This window comes from Bradyrhizobium sp. 956_D2_N1_4 (genome assembly GCF_052076025.1).
Taxonomy (GTDB): domain Bacteria; phylum Pseudomonadota; class Alphaproteobacteria; order Rhizobiales; family Xanthobacteraceae; genus Bradyrhizobium; species Bradyrhizobium barranii.
Genome location: NZ_CP197237.1, coordinates 7,832,277 through 7,847,573, shown reverse-complemented (window position 1 = coordinate 7,847,573; position 15,297 = coordinate 7,832,277). Strand labels below are relative to the sequence as shown.

The 15,297-nt window shown below is 64.1% G+C and carries 13 protein-coding genes; 11 read left to right on the top strand and 2 right to left on the bottom strand.

The genetic code is table 11. The features are described 5' to 3' along the window. Positions 1 to 8: 8 nt before the first annotated feature. From AB7535_RS37060 to pnp, 6 genes are all read left to right on the top strand, one after another. Complete coding sequence (locus AB7535_RS37060; RefSeq protein ID WP_071908928.1) at positions 9 to 692, top strand: RNA-binding protein; 684 nt, start codon at positions 9 to 11, stop codon at positions 690 to 692. 72 nt (positions 693 to 764) lie between these two features. Beyond that, positions 765 to 3,473 carry a translation initiation factor IF-2 gene (gene infB / locus AB7535_RS37055; RefSeq protein WP_063980139.1) on the top strand — a complete coding sequence of 903 codons (2,709 nt, stop codon included), beginning with the start codon at positions 765 to 767 and terminating at the stop codon, positions 3,471 to 3,473. 156 nt (positions 3,474 to 3,629) lie between these two features. After that, positions 3,630 to 4,061 (top strand): 30S ribosome-binding factor RbfA, encoded by a 432-nt coding sequence (rbfA, locus tag AB7535_RS37050; RefSeq protein ID WP_028150575.1) that lies wholly within the window; start codon positions 3,630 to 3,632, stop codon positions 4,059 to 4,061. Then, a complete protein-coding gene (gene truB / locus AB7535_RS37045) occupies positions 4,058 to 5,176 on the top strand; it encodes a tRNA pseudouridine(55) synthase TruB (RefSeq protein WP_354113249.1) in 1,119 nt (372 codons plus the stop codon). The genes rbfA and truB overlap by 4 nt, the downstream gene beginning before the upstream one ends. Positions 5,177 to 5,178: 2 nt before the next feature. Continuing rightward, complete coding sequence (gene rpsO, locus AB7535_RS37040) at positions 5,179 to 5,448, top strand: 30S ribosomal protein S15 (protein WP_008131787.1); 270 nt, start codon at positions 5,179 to 5,181, stop codon at positions 5,446 to 5,448. A gap of 375 nt (positions 5,449 to 5,823) precedes the next feature. Beyond that, complete coding sequence (gene pnp, locus AB7535_RS37035; protein WP_208083725.1) at positions 5,824 to 7,980, top strand: polyribonucleotide nucleotidyltransferase; 2,157 nt, start codon at positions 5,824 to 5,826, stop codon at positions 7,978 to 7,980. 77 nt (positions 7,981 to 8,057) lie between these two features. On the opposite strand, the gene katG is transcribed toward pnp, so the two are convergent. Then, positions 8,058 to 10,223 carry a catalase/peroxidase HPI gene (gene katG / locus AB7535_RS37030; protein ID WP_354113248.1) on the bottom strand — a complete coding sequence of 722 codons (2,166 nt, stop codon included), beginning with the start codon at positions 10,221 to 10,223 and terminating at the stop codon, positions 8,058 to 8,060. A gap of 114 nt (positions 10,224 to 10,337) precedes the next feature. On the opposite strand from katG, the gene AB7535_RS37025 reads away from it, so the two are divergent. The 5 genes from AB7535_RS37025 (at position 10,338) to AB7535_RS37005 (ending at position 14,313) form a co-directional block, all read left to right on the top strand. Beyond that, on the top strand, positions 10,338 to 11,264 hold the full coding sequence (locus tag AB7535_RS37025) for a hydrogen peroxide-inducible genes activator (protein WP_354113247.1): 927 nt from the start codon (positions 10,338 to 10,340) through the stop codon (positions 11,262 to 11,264). Between the two features lie 77 nt (positions 11,265 to 11,341). Further along, positions 11,342 to 11,806 (top strand): GNAT family N-acetyltransferase, encoded by a 465-nt coding sequence (locus AB7535_RS37020; protein ID WP_354113246.1) that lies wholly within the window; start codon positions 11,342 to 11,344, stop codon positions 11,804 to 11,806. Between the two features lie 493 nt (positions 11,807 to 12,299). Continuing rightward, positions 12,300 to 12,734, top strand: coding sequence for a hypothetical protein (locus AB7535_RS37015; protein WP_354113245.1), 435 nt, complete (start codon positions 12,300 to 12,302; stop codon positions 12,732 to 12,734). 35 nt (positions 12,735 to 12,769) lie between these two features. Beyond that, positions 12,770 to 13,552, top strand: coding sequence for a hypothetical protein (locus AB7535_RS37010; RefSeq protein WP_354113244.1), 783 nt, complete (start codon positions 12,770 to 12,772; stop codon positions 13,550 to 13,552). A gap of 164 nt (positions 13,553 to 13,716) precedes the next feature. After that, complete coding sequence (locus AB7535_RS37005; RefSeq protein ID WP_208083729.1) at positions 13,717 to 14,313, top strand: glutathione S-transferase family protein; 597 nt, start codon at positions 13,717 to 13,719, stop codon at positions 14,311 to 14,313. A gap of 111 nt (positions 14,314 to 14,424) precedes the next feature. Here the strand turns inward: AB7535_RS37005 and fabI are convergent, their stop codons facing one another. Beyond that, the gene (gene fabI / locus AB7535_RS37000; protein WP_354113243.1) at positions 14,425 to 15,225 is read right to left on the bottom strand and encodes an enoyl-ACP reductase FabI; all 801 of its coding nucleotides are present in this window, start codon (positions 15,223 to 15,225) and stop codon (positions 14,425 to 14,427) included. Positions 15,226 to 15,297 lie beyond the last annotated feature (72 nt).

Sequence of the window (15,297 nt, the reverse complement as noted above, 5' to 3'; positions counted from 1 at the left end):
TCGCCCGGATGCTCGCAGATACTGACCACGATCTCGACCATGGACCGCGGACCGAAAGGTCCGCGACCATGCGGATGTGCGCGGTCAGTCGCGAGGTCCGGCCGATCGACGAGCTGATCCGCTTCGTCATTTCGCCGCAAGGCGACATAGTTCCCGATCTCAAGCGCAAGCTGCCCGGACGCGGCATGTGGGTCACCGCCTCGCGCGAGGTGGTTGCGGAAGCCGTGCGGCGTCACCAATTTAGCAAAGCCTTCAAGCGCGAGCTGCGCACTCCCCAGACGCTTCCCGCCGACATCGAGGCGCTCCTGGTTCGGAGCGTGACGGAAGCCCTTGGGATTGCCGCCAAGGCGGGCCAGATTGTGGCCGGCTTCGGCAAGGTCGAAAGCGCCCTGCGGGAAGGCACGGCCGAGGTCCTGATCCATGCCAGCGACGGGGCCGCGGACGGAATCCGCAAATTGGACATGCTGGCACGTCAAAATGGCGGGAATCGCGGCGCCAAGCCGCAGATTCCCGTCGTCACTGCGTTGAAATCGATAGAATTGGATTTGGCACTTACCCGGTCAAATGTGATACATGCTGCCCTGCTCGCGGGCCCGGCGAGCAAGTCATTCCTGTCACGTAGCCAGATGCTGGTCCGATACCGGATGGCGGACGATGACAAGACTGCCGAAAAGCCCGGCCAGGATTTCTGAGAGACAACGACGACCCAATAGGACGGTGCGGCAACGCACAACGTTAACAAAGATCAGGATTAGGACTGCTGAATGGTTGATACCAAGACCCCTGACGACAAGAAGCTGAGCGTTCCGAGCAAGACGCTATCGCTCAAGCCGCGCGTCGAAACGGGCACTGTGCGTCAGAGCTTCAGCCATGGCCGCAGCAAGCAGGTCGTGGTCGAGAAGCGCGGCAAGCGCCGCGTCGACGGCAGCCCCGAACCGCAAGCTCCCGCGGTTGTTGCAAAGCCGGCGCCGGCCGCGCCTGCTCCCGCTCCGGCACGCCCGGCTCCGCCGCGCAACGCCGGCTCCGGCGTGGTGCTGCGCACGCTGACCGAGGACGAACGTTCCGCCCGCGCCAGCGCGCTGGCCGACGCCAAGGTGCGCGAAGTCGAAGAGCGCCGCCAGGCCGAAGACGAAGCCCAGCGCCGCGCTGTCCGCGAAGCCGCCGAACGCGTCGAGCGCGAAGCCGCCGAGGCCCGCCGCAAGGCCGAGGATGAGCGCCACCGCCACGAAGAGGAAGCCAAGCGCAAGGCCGAAACCGAGGCCAAGAAGCGTTTTGGCGAAGGCGAACAGCCGGCGTCAGCCGCGCGCCCTGCAACTGCCGCCCCGGCCGCTCCCACGCCACGTCCTGGCGCGCCCGCAGCACGCCCCGGCACCACCACGACCACGGCACGCCCGGGAACAACCACCGCGCGCCCTGGAACGACCACGGCGAGGCCGGGAGGCGGCCCGTTGGGTCGCGCTCCCGCGGTCGCAGCCGGACCGGACGAGGACGATGGTCCGCGCCAGATCCGTCGCGGTCCCGGCGGCGCCGCGCGTCCTGTGGTAGCCCCCAAGCCCACCCACAAACCCGGCCCGCAGAAGGAGCGCGGTCGCCTGACGGTCGTGACCGCATTCAATGCCGACGACGTGCGCGAGCGCTCGATCGCCTCATTCCGCCGCCGCACTCAGCGCCTGAAGGGCCATGCCGCGAACGAGCCGAAGGAAAAGCTCATCCGCGAGGTGGTCATTCCGGAAGCGATCACCATCCAGGAGCTCGCCAACCGCATGGCCGAGCGCGCGGTGGAAATCATCCGCATGCTGATGAAGCAGGGCGCGATTCACAAGATCACCGACGTGATCGACGCCGACACTGCGCAGCTGATCGCCGAAGAGCTTGGTCACACCGTCAAGCGCGTTGCCGCGTCCGACGTTGAAGAAGGCCTGTTCGACGCCACCGACGATTCCACCGACACCGAGACGCGTTCGCCCGTCGTGACCGTGATGGGTCACGTCGACCACGGCAAGACCTCGCTGCTCGACGCGCTCCGCCATGCCAACGTCGTCTCCGGCGAAGCCGGCGGCATCACCCAGCATATCGGCGCCTATCAGGTGCTGTCGCCCGAAAGCGGCAAGAAGATCACCTTCATCGACACGCCCGGCCACGCCGCGTTCACCGCGATGCGCGCCCGCGGCGCCAAGGTGACCGACATCGTCGTGCTGGTGGTTGCTGCCGATGACGGCGTCATGCCGCAGACGATCGAAGCCATCAACCACGCCAAGGCGGCGCGGGTGCCGATCATCGTTGCCATCAACAAGATCGACAAGCCCGATGCGAAGCCCGAGCGCGTGCGCACCGAGCTGCTCCAGCACGAGGTGCAGGTCGAATCCTTCGGCGGCGAAGTCGTCGACGTCGAAGTGTCAGCCAAGAACAAGACCAATCTCGACAAGCTGCTCGAGATGATCGCGCTCCAGGCCGACATCCTCGACCTCAAGACCAATTCGGAGCGTCCGGCCGAAGGCACCGTGATCGAAGCCAAGCTCGATCGCGGCCGTGGCCCGGTCGCGACCGTGCTGGTCCAGCGCGGCACGCTTCGTGTCGGTGACATCATTGTCGCCGGCGCCGAGATGGGCCGCGTCCGCGCGCTGATCTCGGATCAGGGCGAGACGGTGCATGAGGCCGGTCCTTCGGTTCCGGTCGAGGTGCTCGGCTTCAACGGTCCGCCGGAGGCCGGCGATCGTCTCGCGGTGGTCGAGAACGAAGCCCGCGCCCGCCAGGTCACCAGCTATCGCGCGCACCAGAAGCGCGAGAACGCGGCTGCCTCGATCTCCGGCATGCGCGGCTCGCTCGAGCAGATGATGTCGCAATTGAAGACGGCGGGCCGCAAGGAATTCCCGCTGATCATCAAGGCCGACGTGCAGGGCTCGCTCGAAGCGATCCTCGGCTCGCTGGAGAAGCTCGGCACCGACGAAGTCGCAGCCCGCATCCTCCATGCCGGCGTCGGCGGCATCTCGGAATCGGACGTGACGCTCGCGGAAGGCTTCAACGCCGCGATCATCGGCTTCTCGGTTCGTGCCAACAAGGAGGCGGCTGCGGCCGCCAAGCGCAACGGCATCGAGATCCGCTACTACAACATCATCTACGACCTCGTGGACGACGTGAAGAAGGCGATGAGCGGCCTGCTCGCGCCGACCCTGCGCGAAACCATGCTGGGCAATGCCGCGATCCTGGAGATCTTCAACATCTCCAAGGTCGGCAAGGTCGCCGGCTGCCGCGTCACCGACGGCACCGTGGAACGCGGCGCCAATGTGCGCCTGATTCGCGACAACGTCGTCGTGCACGAAGGCAAGCTGTCGACGCTGAAGCGCTTCAAGGACGAAGTGAAGGAAGTGCAGTCCGGTCAGGAATGCGGCATGGCCTTCGAGAACTACCACGACATGCGTGCCGGTGACGTGATCGAGTGTTATCGCGTGGAGACGATCCAGCGCTCCCTGTAAGTCCAAATCTTACCGAAGCGCCCGGATCTTTTTGAGCTGAAATTGCGGGAGTGCGATGGCCGGATTTATTCCGGCCATCCGCGCCGCATTCGTTTCAACAGGACAAATGACAATGCTCGTGTCCCAAACGCGGGCACGACGAGGTGATTTTCAACCATGCCCCGCCACCATCAGAAGAAAAGTTCCGCGCCGGGCGGCTCGCAACGCCAGTTGCGTGTCGGCGAGCAGGTTCGCCACGCGATGGCCGAGATTCTGGCGCAAGGCAATGTGCATGATGCGGACCTCGAAGGTCACATCATCACCGTGCCGGAGGTTCGGATGTCGCCCGACCTGAAGCTCGCGACGGTTTACGTGATGCCGCTCGGTGGCCGCGACACCGAGGTCATCATCGCTGCGCTCGAGCGCAACAAGAAATTCCTGCGCGGCGAAGTCGCGCGGCGCGTTAACCTGAAATTTGCACCTGACCTTCGTTTCCGCGTCGACGAACGATTCGACGAAGCGGAACGGATCGAGAAGCTTTTGCGAACACCTGCGGTGCAGAAGGACCTGGAACAGGATCCGGATTCGGATCGGGAAGAAGAGCGATGACGATGGACCCGGCTCACGGCACGATCGGCGGCGAAGAGACCGATCAGCGCGACGTGCAGAAAAATAATTTTGCGGATCTCGGCGGCGATTCCCAGCCGCATCAGGAGCCGCGCCGCGTCAACAACGATCCCCGCGCCAACAAGCAGAAGGGCAACCAGCCGCGCCGCGACCGCCGCGACGTCCATGGCTGGGTCGTGCTCGATAAGCCGATCGGCATGACCTCGACGCAAGCCGTCGCCGTGCTCAAGCGCCTGTTCAACGCCAAGCGCGCGGGACACGCCGGCACGCTCGACCCGCTCGCCTCCGGCGGCCTGCCGATCGCGCTCGGCGAGGCCACCAAGACGGTTCCCTTCGTGATGGACGGCCGCAAGCGCTACCAGTTCACCGTGTGCTGGGGCGAGGAGCGCGACACCGATGATATCGAGGGCCGGGTCACCGCGACCTCCGACCAGCGCCCGACCCGGGAGGCCATCCAGGCCCTGCTGCCCCGCTTCACGGGGGTGATCGAGCAGATCCCGCCGCGCTATTCCGCGATCAAGGTCCAGGGCGAGCGCGCCTATGACCTGGCCCGCGACGGCGAGGTCGTGGAACTGGCCCCTCGTCCGGTCGAAATTCACCATTTAACCCTTGTGGATCAACCAGATAGCGACCGGGCGGTGTTCGAGGCGGAGTGCGGCAAGGGCACCTATGTCCGGGCGCTGGCCCGCGATATGGGCCGGATTCTCGGCACTTTCGGCCATATCTGCGCGCTGCGGCGGACCCTGGTCGGCCCATTTGACGAGAACGACATGATTCCGCTGGATCAGTTGGAGGCTTTATGCGATAGAGCCGCGTCCGGCGAGGGCAGCCTCGCCGACGCGCTTATGCCCGTTGAGACCGCGCTGGACGACATCCCGGCACTGGCCGTCACTCGGGCTGATGCGGCAAGGCTCCATCGGGGCCAGGCCGTTTTATTGCGCGGACGGGATGCGCCCACTAGTAGCGGCACAGTCTATGTCACGGTGGCAGGCCGTCTATTGGCGCTTGCTGAAGTCGGCAACGGCGAAATCATCCCCAAGCGTGTGTTCAACCTGACCGGTCTGACTGCCAGCACCGGTCGCAACGAGAGAAATTGACGATGTCGATTGCCGCAGAACGCAAAGCGGAAGTCATCAAGACGAATGCCAACAAGGCCGGCGACACCGGCTCGCCGGAGGTTCAGGTCGCGATCCTGTCGGAACGCATCAACAACCTCACCAACCATTTCAAGACCCACGTGAAGGACAACCATTCGCGTCGCGGCCTCTTGAAGCTGGTTTCGACCCGCCGCTCGCTGCTCGACTACCTCAAGAAGAGGGACGAGGCGCGTTACAAGGCGCTGCTCGAGAAGCACAACATTCGTCGTTAAGTGTTCCTGCGCGCGCCACTGGCGCGCGTTTTCGTGCGCGGTTTCGAGCGAAAGCGTTTGTTTAAAGGTTTTTGATCGAGGCTGCGTGCGCGTCGGGTGCGAGCCGTTGACGGCTAGCACCCGGGCACGATGGGCGAGGACCGCAATCCGGTGTTCGCGTTCGTGCCGACTGACAGTCCAGCAGCAATCCGGCGGCTGGGCACAACGGGCAAGGCGCCCGTATGACCCGAAAGGATGGACGCCATCCGAAATCCGAAAACCATGGCAGGATCGCAGGACGCTGATCGCCCGCTTCGATCAACGTCCCGCAATCTTGCGCATGGTTTTTGTTTTTCGGGCCGTCCTTCTTTCGAGAACCCATGAAAGAAGACATCTATGTTCAATAAGCATTCAGTCGAGATCGACTGGGGTGGACGCCCTCTCAAGCTTGAAACCGGCAAGATCGCGCGTCAGGCCGACGGCGCCGTCGTCGCCACCTATGGCGAGACCGTGGTGCTCGCCACCGTCGTCGCGGCGAAGGCGCCGCGCGAAGGCGTCGACTTCCTGCCGCTGACGGTCGACTACCAGGAGAAGACCTACGCAGCCGGCCGCATTCCCGGCGGCTATTTCAAGCGCGAGGGTCGTCCGACCGAGAAGGAGACGCTGGTCTCCCGCCTGATCGACCGTCCGATCCGTCCGCTGTTCGTCGACGGCTGGCGCAACGAGACCCAGGTGATCGTCACCGTGCTGTCGCACGACATGGAGAACGATCCCGATATCGTGGCGCTGGTGGCCTCATCGGCCGCGCTGACCCTGTCCGGCGCGCCCTTCAAGGGCCCGATCGGCGCAGCGCGTGTCGGCTTCGCCAATGACGAGTTCATTCTCAACCCGACGCTCGACGAGATGGTCGATACCCAGCTCGACCTCGTCGTCGCCGGCACGGCCGACGCCGTGCTGATGGTGGAATCGGAAGCCAAGGAGCTCAACGAGGACATCATGCTCGGCGCCGTGATGTTCGGTCACCGCCACTTCCAGCCGGTGATCAACGCCATCATCGAGCTCGCCGAGAAGGCCGCCAAGGAGCCGCGCGAAGTCACGGTGATCGACAATTCGGCGCTCGAGAAGGAAATGCTCGGCCTCGTCGAGCAGGAGCTGCGCGCCGCCTACGCCATTCCGGTCAAGCAGGATCGCTACGCCGCGGTCGGCAAGGTCAAGGAAAAGGTGATCGCTCACTACTTCCCTGAGGGCCAGGAGCCGAAATACGACAAGCTGCGCATCGGCGGCGTGTTCAAGGAGCTGGAAGCGAAGATCGTTCGCTGGAACATCCTCGACACCGGCAAGCGCATCGACGGCCGCGATAGCAAGACCGTGCGCAACATCATCGCCGAAGTCGGCGTGCTGCCCCGCGCCCACGGCTCGGCGCTGTTCACCCGCGGTGAGACCCAGGCGCTGGTCGTGACGACGCTCGGCACCGGCGAGGACGAGCAGTATATCGACGCGCTGTCCGGAACGTACAAAGAGACGTTCCTGCTGCACTACAACTTCCCTCCCTACTCGGTCGGTGAGACCGGTCGCCTCGGCGGTACCAAGCGCCGCGAGATCGGCCACGGCAAGCTGGCCTGGCGCGCGATCCACCCGGTGCTGCCGCCGCATCACGAGTTCCCCTACACCACGCGCGTGGTGTCGGAGATCACCGAGTCGAACGGTTCGTCCTCGATGGCTTCGGTCTGCGGCGCTTCGCTCGCGCTGATGGATGCCGGCGTGCCGTTGAAGCGGCCGACCGCTGGTATCGCGATGGGCCTGATCCTCGAAGACAAGCGCTTCGCGGTGCTCTCGGACATCCTCGGTGACGAAGATCATCTCGGCGACATGGACTTCAAGGTGGCCGGCACGGAAGCGGGCATCACCTCGCTCCAGATGGACATCAAGATCGAGGGCATCACCGAGGAGATCATGAAGGTCGCGCTCGGTCAGGCCAAGGATGGGCGTATCCACATCCTCGGCGAAATGGCCAAGGCGCTCACCAACGCCCGCGCCGAGCTCGGCGAATACGCGCCGCGCATCGAGACCTTCAAGATCGCCACCGACAAGATCCGCGAAGTGATCGGCACCGGCGGCAAGGTGATCCGCGAGATCGTCGAGAAGACCGGCGCCAAGGTCAACATCGAGGACGACGGCACCGTGAAGGTCGCTTCCAGCGACGGCGAAGCGATGAAGGCCGCGATCAAGTGGATCAAGTCGATCGCGTCCGATCCGGAAGTCGGCCAGATCTATGACGGCACCGTCGTCAAGGTGATGGAGTTCGGCGCCTTCGTGAACTTCTTCGGCTCCAAGGACGGTCTCGTCCACATCAGCCAGCTCGCTTCGGCGCGCGTGCAGAAGACCTCCGACGTCGTCAAGGAAGGCGACAAGGTCAAGGTCAAGCTGCTCGGCTTCGACGACCGCGGCAAGACCCGGCTGTCGATGAAGGTGGTCGACCAGACCACCGGCGAAGACCTCGAGGGCAAGGGCGGCGACGGCGAGAAGGCCCCGCGCGAAGCAGCCGGCGAGTAATCGCTCCGCATATCAGAAACACGAAGGGCGGCCTCTCGGCCGCCCTTTTTGTTTGTCGCTTGCTTGAAGCCCGGGGATCAGGCCGCGAGGTCGTACCGGTCAAGGTTCATCACCTTGGTCCAGGCCTTCACAAAGTCCTGCACGAACTGCTGCTTCGCGTCCGACGAGGCATAGACCTCGGCGAAGGCGCGGAGCTGCGAGTGCGCACCGAAGATCAGGTCGGCGCGCGTGCCGGTCCACTTCACCGCGTTGGTCTTGCGGTCGCGGGCCTCGTAGGTACCGTCAGTCGCCGGCGTCCACTGCGCGCTCATGTCGAGCAGGTTGATGAAGAAGTCGTTGCTCAGCGTTCCGACCTTCGAGGTCAAGACGCCGTGCTTCGAACCGTTCGCATTGGCGCCGAGCACACGCAGACCGCCGACGAGCGCGGTCAGCTCGGGACCGGACAGCTTCAACAGCTGCGCGCGATCGACAAGAGCTTCCTCCTGCTGCAGGAACTGATGCTTCTTGCCGACATAGTTGCGGAAACCATCAGCCCGCGGCTCCAGCGGAGCAAAGGACTCCGCATCGGTCTGCTCCTGCGAAGCATCCATACGGCCCGGCGTGAAGCCAACCTTCACGTCGACGCCGGCATCCTTCGCGGCCTTCTCGACCGCGGCAGAACCGCCGAGGACGATGAGGTCGGCGAGCGAAACCTTCTTCGCGCCGGATGACGCGTTGAAGTCCTTCTGGATCGCTTCGAGCTTGCCGAGAACCTTCGAGAGCTGAGCCGGCTGGTTCACCTCCCAATCCTTCTGCGGGGCCAGACGGATGCGCGCGCCGTTGGCGCCGCCGCGCTTGTCCGAGCCGCGGAACGTCGAGGCCGACGCCCAGGCGGTCGAAACCAGCTCAGAGACCGAGAGACCCGAAGCCAGGATCTTGGTCTTCAGCGCGGCGATGTCCTGATCGCTGGCCAGCTCGTGGTCGACCTTCGGAATCGGATCCTGCCAGATCAGCGTCTCCTTCGGCACCAGCGGGCCGAGATAGCGCTGGATCGGACCCATGTCGCGGTGGGTGAGCTTGAACCAGGCGCGGGCAAAGGCGTCCGCGAACTGATCCGGGTTTTCGAAGAAGCGACGCGAGATCTTCTCGTAGGCCGGATCGAGACGCAGCGAGAGGTCGGTCGTCAGCATCGTCGGCCGGTGCTTCTTCGACTTGTCGAAGGCATCAGGAATGATCGCGTCGGCACCCTTGGCCGTCCACTGATTCGCACCGCCCGGGCTCTTCGTCAGCTCCCATTCGTACTTGAACAGGTTCTCGAAGAAGTTGTTGCTCCACTTCGTCGGCGTCGTCGTCCATGTCACCTCGATACCGCTGGTGATGGAATCGCCCGCCAGGCCGGAAGCGTACTTGCTCTTCCAGCCGAGGCCCTGATCCTCGAGTGCACCCGCTTCCGGCTCCGGACCGACCAGCGACGGATCGCCCGCGCCGTGGGTCTTGCCGAAGGTGTGGCCGCCGGCGATCAGCGCGACGGTCTCCTCGTCGTTCATCGCCATGCGGGCGAACGTCTCGCGGATGTCCTTGGCCGCGGCGACCGGGTCAGGCTTGCCGTTCGGGCCTTCCGGATTGACGTAGATCAGGCCCATCTGCACCGCGCCGAGCGGCTCGGCGAGCTGGCGTTCGCCGCTGTAGCGCTCGTCGCCCAGCCACGTGCCTTCGGGACCCCAATAGAGCTCTTCCGGCTCCCACACGTCGGCGCGGCCGCCGGCGAAACCGAAGGTCTTGAAGCCCATCGATTCCAGCGCGACGTTGCCGGCGAGCACCATCAGATCGGCCCAGGAGATCTTGCGGCCATATTTCTGCTTGATCGGCCAGAGCAGACGGCGCGCCTTGTCGAGATTGGCGTTGTCGGGCCAGCTGTTCAGCGGTGCGAAACGCTGCTGACCGGCACCGGCGCCACCGCGGCCGTCCGTGGTGCGATAGGTGCCCGCGCTGTGCCAGGCCATGCGGATCATGAGGCCGCCATAGTGGCCGAAATCGGCAGGCCACCATTCCTGCGAGTCCGTCATCAGAGCCGTCAGGTCCTTGATGACGGCATTCAGGTCGAGCGACTTGAACTCCTTGGCATAGTCGAACTCCTTGCCCATCGGGTCGGACAGGGTGGAATTCTTGTGCAGCATCTCGATGCTGAGCTGGGTCGGCCACCAGTCGCGGTTCACGCGCGTGGGTTTTCCGCCCGAAAACGGGCACTTCGAAGTGTCATCCATGAATACCTCCTCTGGTGGCGTCGAACTCGCGCCTTTGACCAGGTAGAATTACTCTAGGCTTCGCATTCGATCAGGGGAAGTTGACTTTAATGATCGCTGCGATAGGATTTTCTGATGGCCAACGTGACAATGCGCCAGCTCAGATATTTCGACGCGCTGGCGCGCCACGGCCATTTCGGCCGCGCGGCGGAGGCAAGCTCGATCTCCCAGCCGGCCCTGTCGATGCAGATCAAGGAACTGGAGGAGGCGCTCGGCGGCCTGCTGCTGGAGCGCAGCGCCCGGCAGGTGGCACTGACCCGGTTCGGCGAGGAGCTCGCACCGCGCGTCCGCGACATCCTGCGCTCGGTCGATGAGCTCGGCGATTTCGCGCGCGCCTCGCAGGACCGGTTTGCGGGCCGGCTGCGGATCGGCATGATCCCGACGATCGCGCCCTATCTCCTGCCCAAGATCACCAAGAATCTGACGCGCCTGCATCCGGAGCTCGACATCCGCGTGCGCGAGACGATGACGCCGCGGCTGATCCAGGAACTGGTGGAAGGCCGGCTCGACACGGCCATCGTCGCATTGCCGGTGTCCGAGCCTTCGCTCACCGAGGTCGCGCTGTTCGACGAAAAATTCCTGCTGGTGCGGCCGGGCTCCGACGAAGGCACACCGGTGCCATCGCGCGAGATGATGCGCGAGATGCGGCTGTTGCTGCTCGAAGAGGGGCACTGCTTCCGCGATCAGGCGCTGTCGTTCTGCAACATGCAATCGGCACCGCCGCGCGAGATGCTGGATGCGAATTCGCTATCGACGCTGGTCCAGATGGTCAGCGCCGGCATCGGCGTCACCTTGATCCCGGAAATGGCGGTGTCGGTGGAGACACGATCGGCCTCGGTCTCGCTGTCGCGCTTCCGCGATCCCGAGCCCTCGCGCACCATCGGCATGGTCTGGCGCAAGACCAGCCCGCTGGCGCGGCAGCTGCTGCAGATCTCCGAGGTGGTGTGCCTGTCGGCCGGCAAGGCGCGCCCGCGGCAGGCCACGCGCGGCCAGCGTGGGTAGACAGGAATTTTCCTGAATGGCCGGGATCATGCAAGCGAGCCCCTGCGCAAGGCGGGCAGATCGAACTGAGAGCACCAATGTCTGATCCCGTCATCCGTCCCGCGCGCACCGACGAATATGACGAGATCGGCCGCGTCTGGATGGAAAGCTGGGTCTCGACCGGCCTCGCCGAGGCGAGTGAGTTCCTGCTGGCAAATCTGCGCGCACGCATCAGGCGCGAGATCGAGAGCGGCTGGAGCCTGTTCGTCGCCGACGACAACGGCACGATCGCCGCCATGCTGGCCCTGCATCTGCCAAAACTCTATCTCGACATGCTTTTCGTCGGGCCCGCCTACCAGGGCCAATCGCTCGGACGGCAGTTGCTCACCTTCACCCGCACGCAAATGCCCGACGAGATGTACCTGCGCTGCGTGCGCGAGAACGAAAAAGCCTGGCGCTGGTACGAGCGCGAAGGCTTTGTGTTCGAGAAGGAAGAGATCGAGCCGTCGAACGGGTTTATGATGAAGTACTATCGGTGGAGGCGGCCGCGGCTCACCGGATAGACAGCGATCTCGGGCTGCAGCTTGCGGTTGTCACGATCCCACCCTAGTGTGGCGTATCCGATGACCTCTCGCCTCTGATCCTTGGAATCCATGTTTCGACTTGCTGCCCCGGTGCTCATCCTGCTGTCCTTCCTGACTTCGGCAGCAGCGCAAACCCCTCCCGCAACCACCGCTCCCGCCGCTCAGACCGCACCACAGGCAAAGCCGACAGCCAAGAAAGCGACGACGAAGCCGAAGGCGACAGCCAAGCCTGCGGAGCCGGCGACTGCCGGTCCTTGCGGCGTCGGCGTGATTGCGGGGACCGGGGACATCTTTGTCGTCCAGAAGATCGGTTTGACCGTGTTCGGCAACGACTATGCCGAAGTCCCGGTATCCTGGGGCCTTGACGACCTCGTCTTTGCGCGGGCGCGGGCCGCAGCGGGCAACACGCCGGTGCGACGGATCACTTATGCCAAGGGTGCACTCGATTCCTACTACCACCCCAAATCCGGCCTTGTTACGCAATCAGCGCGAGGAGTTGTCGAACCTGATCCGGCAGGTCGCGGGCACTGCCGGTTGCGAACGCTATCTCGTCGTCATGCGCAGCGAAGGACAGCTTGACGGGACCAATCAGTCGCTCAGCGGCGTCGGCATCTTCAGCCGGGGTGTCGGTCTCATCTCATATGCATATGTCTTCTCCTATATCGGCGTGACATGGGTCGATGGCCGCACCTTCGAAATCATGAAGGGCCCCGCCGTAACGTTCGAAGGTGTCATGAAGCATATGGCTGACAACTTCGTTTCGAACGAGCTTTTGCAGAAGGTGGACAAGTCCATGTTTCCGGAGACGGCCGCGGACTCCGCCAACAACACCGCCCTGCGCGACACCACCCGCGACTTCCTGACCAAACGGCTGGACGAGATCTTGCCGCCGTATTTCGCGCAGTGACGATGCTGAAAGCAAGCCAAGCTCGCAAGAACGCGATGATCAAGGCGATGCAGGCCTTCGCAATGATCGTCGCGGCTCATCTGCTCTCGGCGGCGGGAGTCGGGGCCCAGGCTGCGTCAAAGACGAGCACGGCCAAGTCATCGAACGCGCCCCCAACGACACCAGCAGAGAGCGGCCCATGTCAGATCGGCGTCATCCCGATCGCCGGCGATCTCTTCATGATCAAGAACTTCGGTCCCCTGGAGTTCCTCGACAAATACTCGCGGACCTCCGTGACCGCGTGGGCACTCGACGACCTCGTTGTGTCCCGCGTTCGCGCGGCTGCGCCCGGCAACTCCGTGCGTAGAGTCACCTACACAAGGGAGGAGCTGAAATCCGGCGGCCGGCGGGAGCAAAATCCGTTCTTCTACCGTGCCGAAAGAGACATCGCGGACTTCGTTCGGTTTCTCGCACCAAGACTCCGTTGCGAACGTTATGTCGTCGTGCACCGACACGGCGGAACGCATCGCGAATACGGCATTGGAATCTCGCGGTACCCCTACGACGGATCCGTGCATCTCTACGCGATAATGTACATCCGTGTTTATGACGGCGGGTCTCTTGCGTTGATCAAGGAAGCGCAGGCCTTGATGACTGACGACACCTACGTCGACCGCTTGCTGCGCAATCCGCTTGATGGACCGTCGCGCGAGCTGGATCGGACAATGTTTCCGGAGAAGCCTGCGGATGTTGTCAATAATCCGGTATTGCGCGACGGCGTGCGCGCCATGCTGACGGCAAGTCTCGACAAGACATTGCCGCCCTTGCTCCGGCACTAGGATAGCCCGCGCGCTGCTTGAGAACGCCACCGTCAACCGGTCGCGTTGACCAACATGTCGTTCGCGCAGCTGACCTCTTGCCTAGGCGTAGTGCGTTGCGAATACGCGGCAAACGCGGCATGAATTGCGCGCAATTTGCCTCACGCCCACGGAGGGTTCCGTCCATGATCAAGCTCTATTGGTCACCCCGCTCGCGCTCGTTCACGACGCTCTGGCTGATGGAAGAGAGCGGGCTGCCCTATGAGCGTGTGCTGACCGACATCTCGACCGGTGCGCAGAAAGCGCCGGATTATCTGAAGGTCAATCCGATGGGCAAGGTGCCGGCGCTCAGCGACGGCGATGCCGCGCTCGGCGAGGCCGCCGCGATCTGCGCCTACATCGCCGACCGCTATCCCGAAGCGAAGCTCGCGCCCGCGGTAACCGATCCGCGTCGCGCGCGCTATTTGCAATGGCTGTTCTTTTCGCCGGGCTGCATCGAGCCTGCCATCATCCAGATCTTCACCAAGATCGAGATCCCGACCTCGACCGCGGCCTGGGGCAGCGCGACGCAGGTGTTCGACGTGCTCGAAGCTGCGCTGGCGAAGGGACCGTGGATCCTCGGCGAGGAATTTTCGGCCGCAGACATCACGGTCGGCTCCGGCCTGAACTTCGCGGTCCGCCTGTTCAAGATGGTGCCGTCCCGCCCGGCCTTCGATGCCTATCTCGCGCGCTGCATGGCGCGGCCGGCGTTCCAGAGCGCGGAGAAAATTGCAGCGGGTTGAGGCAAGCTAAGAACTCGTAGGGTGGGCAAGCGGAGCGTGCCCACCACGGCTTTCTGCGATCGAGGAGAGATGGTGGGCACGGCGCTCTGCGCCTTTGCCCACCCTACGAAATCACTCTGACGTCTTCAGGTCGTCCGGCCTGGGCATCAGGACGATATTGTAGCCGGAATCGACGTAGTGGATCTCGCCGGTCACGCCGCCGGAGAGATCCGACAACAGATACAGCGCCGAACCGCCGAGCTCGTCGAGCGTGACGCCGCGGCGGAGCGGCGAATGTTTTTGCATGAAGCCGAACATCGCACGCGCCTCGCCGATGCCCGAGCCGGCGAGCGTACGGATGGGGCCTGCGGAGATGGCGTTGACGCGGATGCCGCGCGGTCCGAAATCGGAGGCGAGGTAGCGCACGGAGGCCTCCAGCGCCGCCTTGGCGACGCCCATCACGTTGTAATTCGGCATCGCGCGCTCCGAGGCGCCGAAGGTCAGCGTGATCATGCTGCCGCCCTCCGTCATCAGCTCGGCGGCGCGTTTTGCGACCTCCGTGAACGAGAAGCAGGAGATCACCATGGTGCGCGAAAAGTTCTCGCGGCTGGTGTCGGCGTAGCGGCCCTTCAGCTCGTTCTTGTCGGCAAAGCCGATGGCGTGGATGACGAAATCGAGCTTGCCCCATTTCTGGCGCAGCACGGCGAAGGTCGCATCGACGCTGGCGATGTCCTCGACGTCGCAAGGCAGCACCAATTCCACGCCGAGCTGCTCCGCCAATGGCTTGACGCGCTTGCCCAGCGCCTCGCCCTGGAAGGTGAAGGCAAGCTCGGCACCGTGGGCATGCAGCGCCTTCGCCATGCCCCAGGCGATCGAATGATCATTGGCGATGCCCATGATCAGACCGCGCTTGCCTTTCATCAGTCCTTCCATCTCGCAATTACTCTCCGCTCTCCGTCATGCCCGGGCTTGTCCCGGGCATCCACGTTCTTCCGCAACCGGTAG

Bases quoted from the DNA above. Each gene is read 5' to 3' on its own strand.
- AB7535_RS37025 (WP_354113247.1), top strand. From the start codon at position 10,338: ATGGCCAACGTGACAATGCGCCAGCTCAGATATTTCGACGCGCTGGCG.
- AB7535_RS37010 (WP_354113244.1), top strand. From the start codon at position 12,770: ATGATCAAGGCGATGCAGGCCTTCGCAATGATCGTCGCGGCTCATCTG.
- infB (WP_063980139.1), top strand. From the start codon at position 765: ATGGTTGATACCAAGACCCCTGACGACAAGAAGCTGAGCGTTCCGAGC.
- rpsO (WP_008131787.1), top strand. From the start codon at position 5,179: ATGTCGATTGCCGCAGAACGCAAAGCGGAAGTCATCAAGACGAATGCC.
- katG (WP_354113248.1), bottom strand. From the start codon at position 10,223: ATGGATGACACTTCGAAGTGCCCGTTTTCGGGCGGAAAACCCACGCGC.
- AB7535_RS37005 (WP_208083729.1), top strand. From the start codon at position 13,717: ATGATCAAGCTCTATTGGTCACCCCGCTCGCGCTCGTTCACGACGCTC.
- rbfA (WP_028150575.1), top strand. From the start codon at position 3,630: ATGCCCCGCCACCATCAGAAGAAAAGTTCCGCGCCGGGCGGCTCGCAA.
- fabI (WP_354113243.1), bottom strand. From the start codon at position 15,225: ATGGAAGGACTGATGAAAGGCAAGCGCGGTCTGATCATGGGCATCGCC.
- pnp (WP_208083725.1), top strand. From the start codon at position 5,824: ATGTTCAATAAGCATTCAGTCGAGATCGACTGGGGTGGACGCCCTCTC.
- AB7535_RS37020 (WP_354113246.1), top strand. From the start codon at position 11,342: ATGTCTGATCCCGTCATCCGTCCCGCGCGCACCGACGAATATGACGAG.
- truB (WP_354113249.1), top strand. From the start codon at position 4,058: ATGACGATGGACCCGGCTCACGGCACGATCGGCGGCGAAGAGACCGAT.
- AB7535_RS37060 (WP_071908928.1), top strand. From the start codon at position 9: ATGCTCGCAGATACTGACCACGATCTCGACCATGGACCGCGGACCGAA.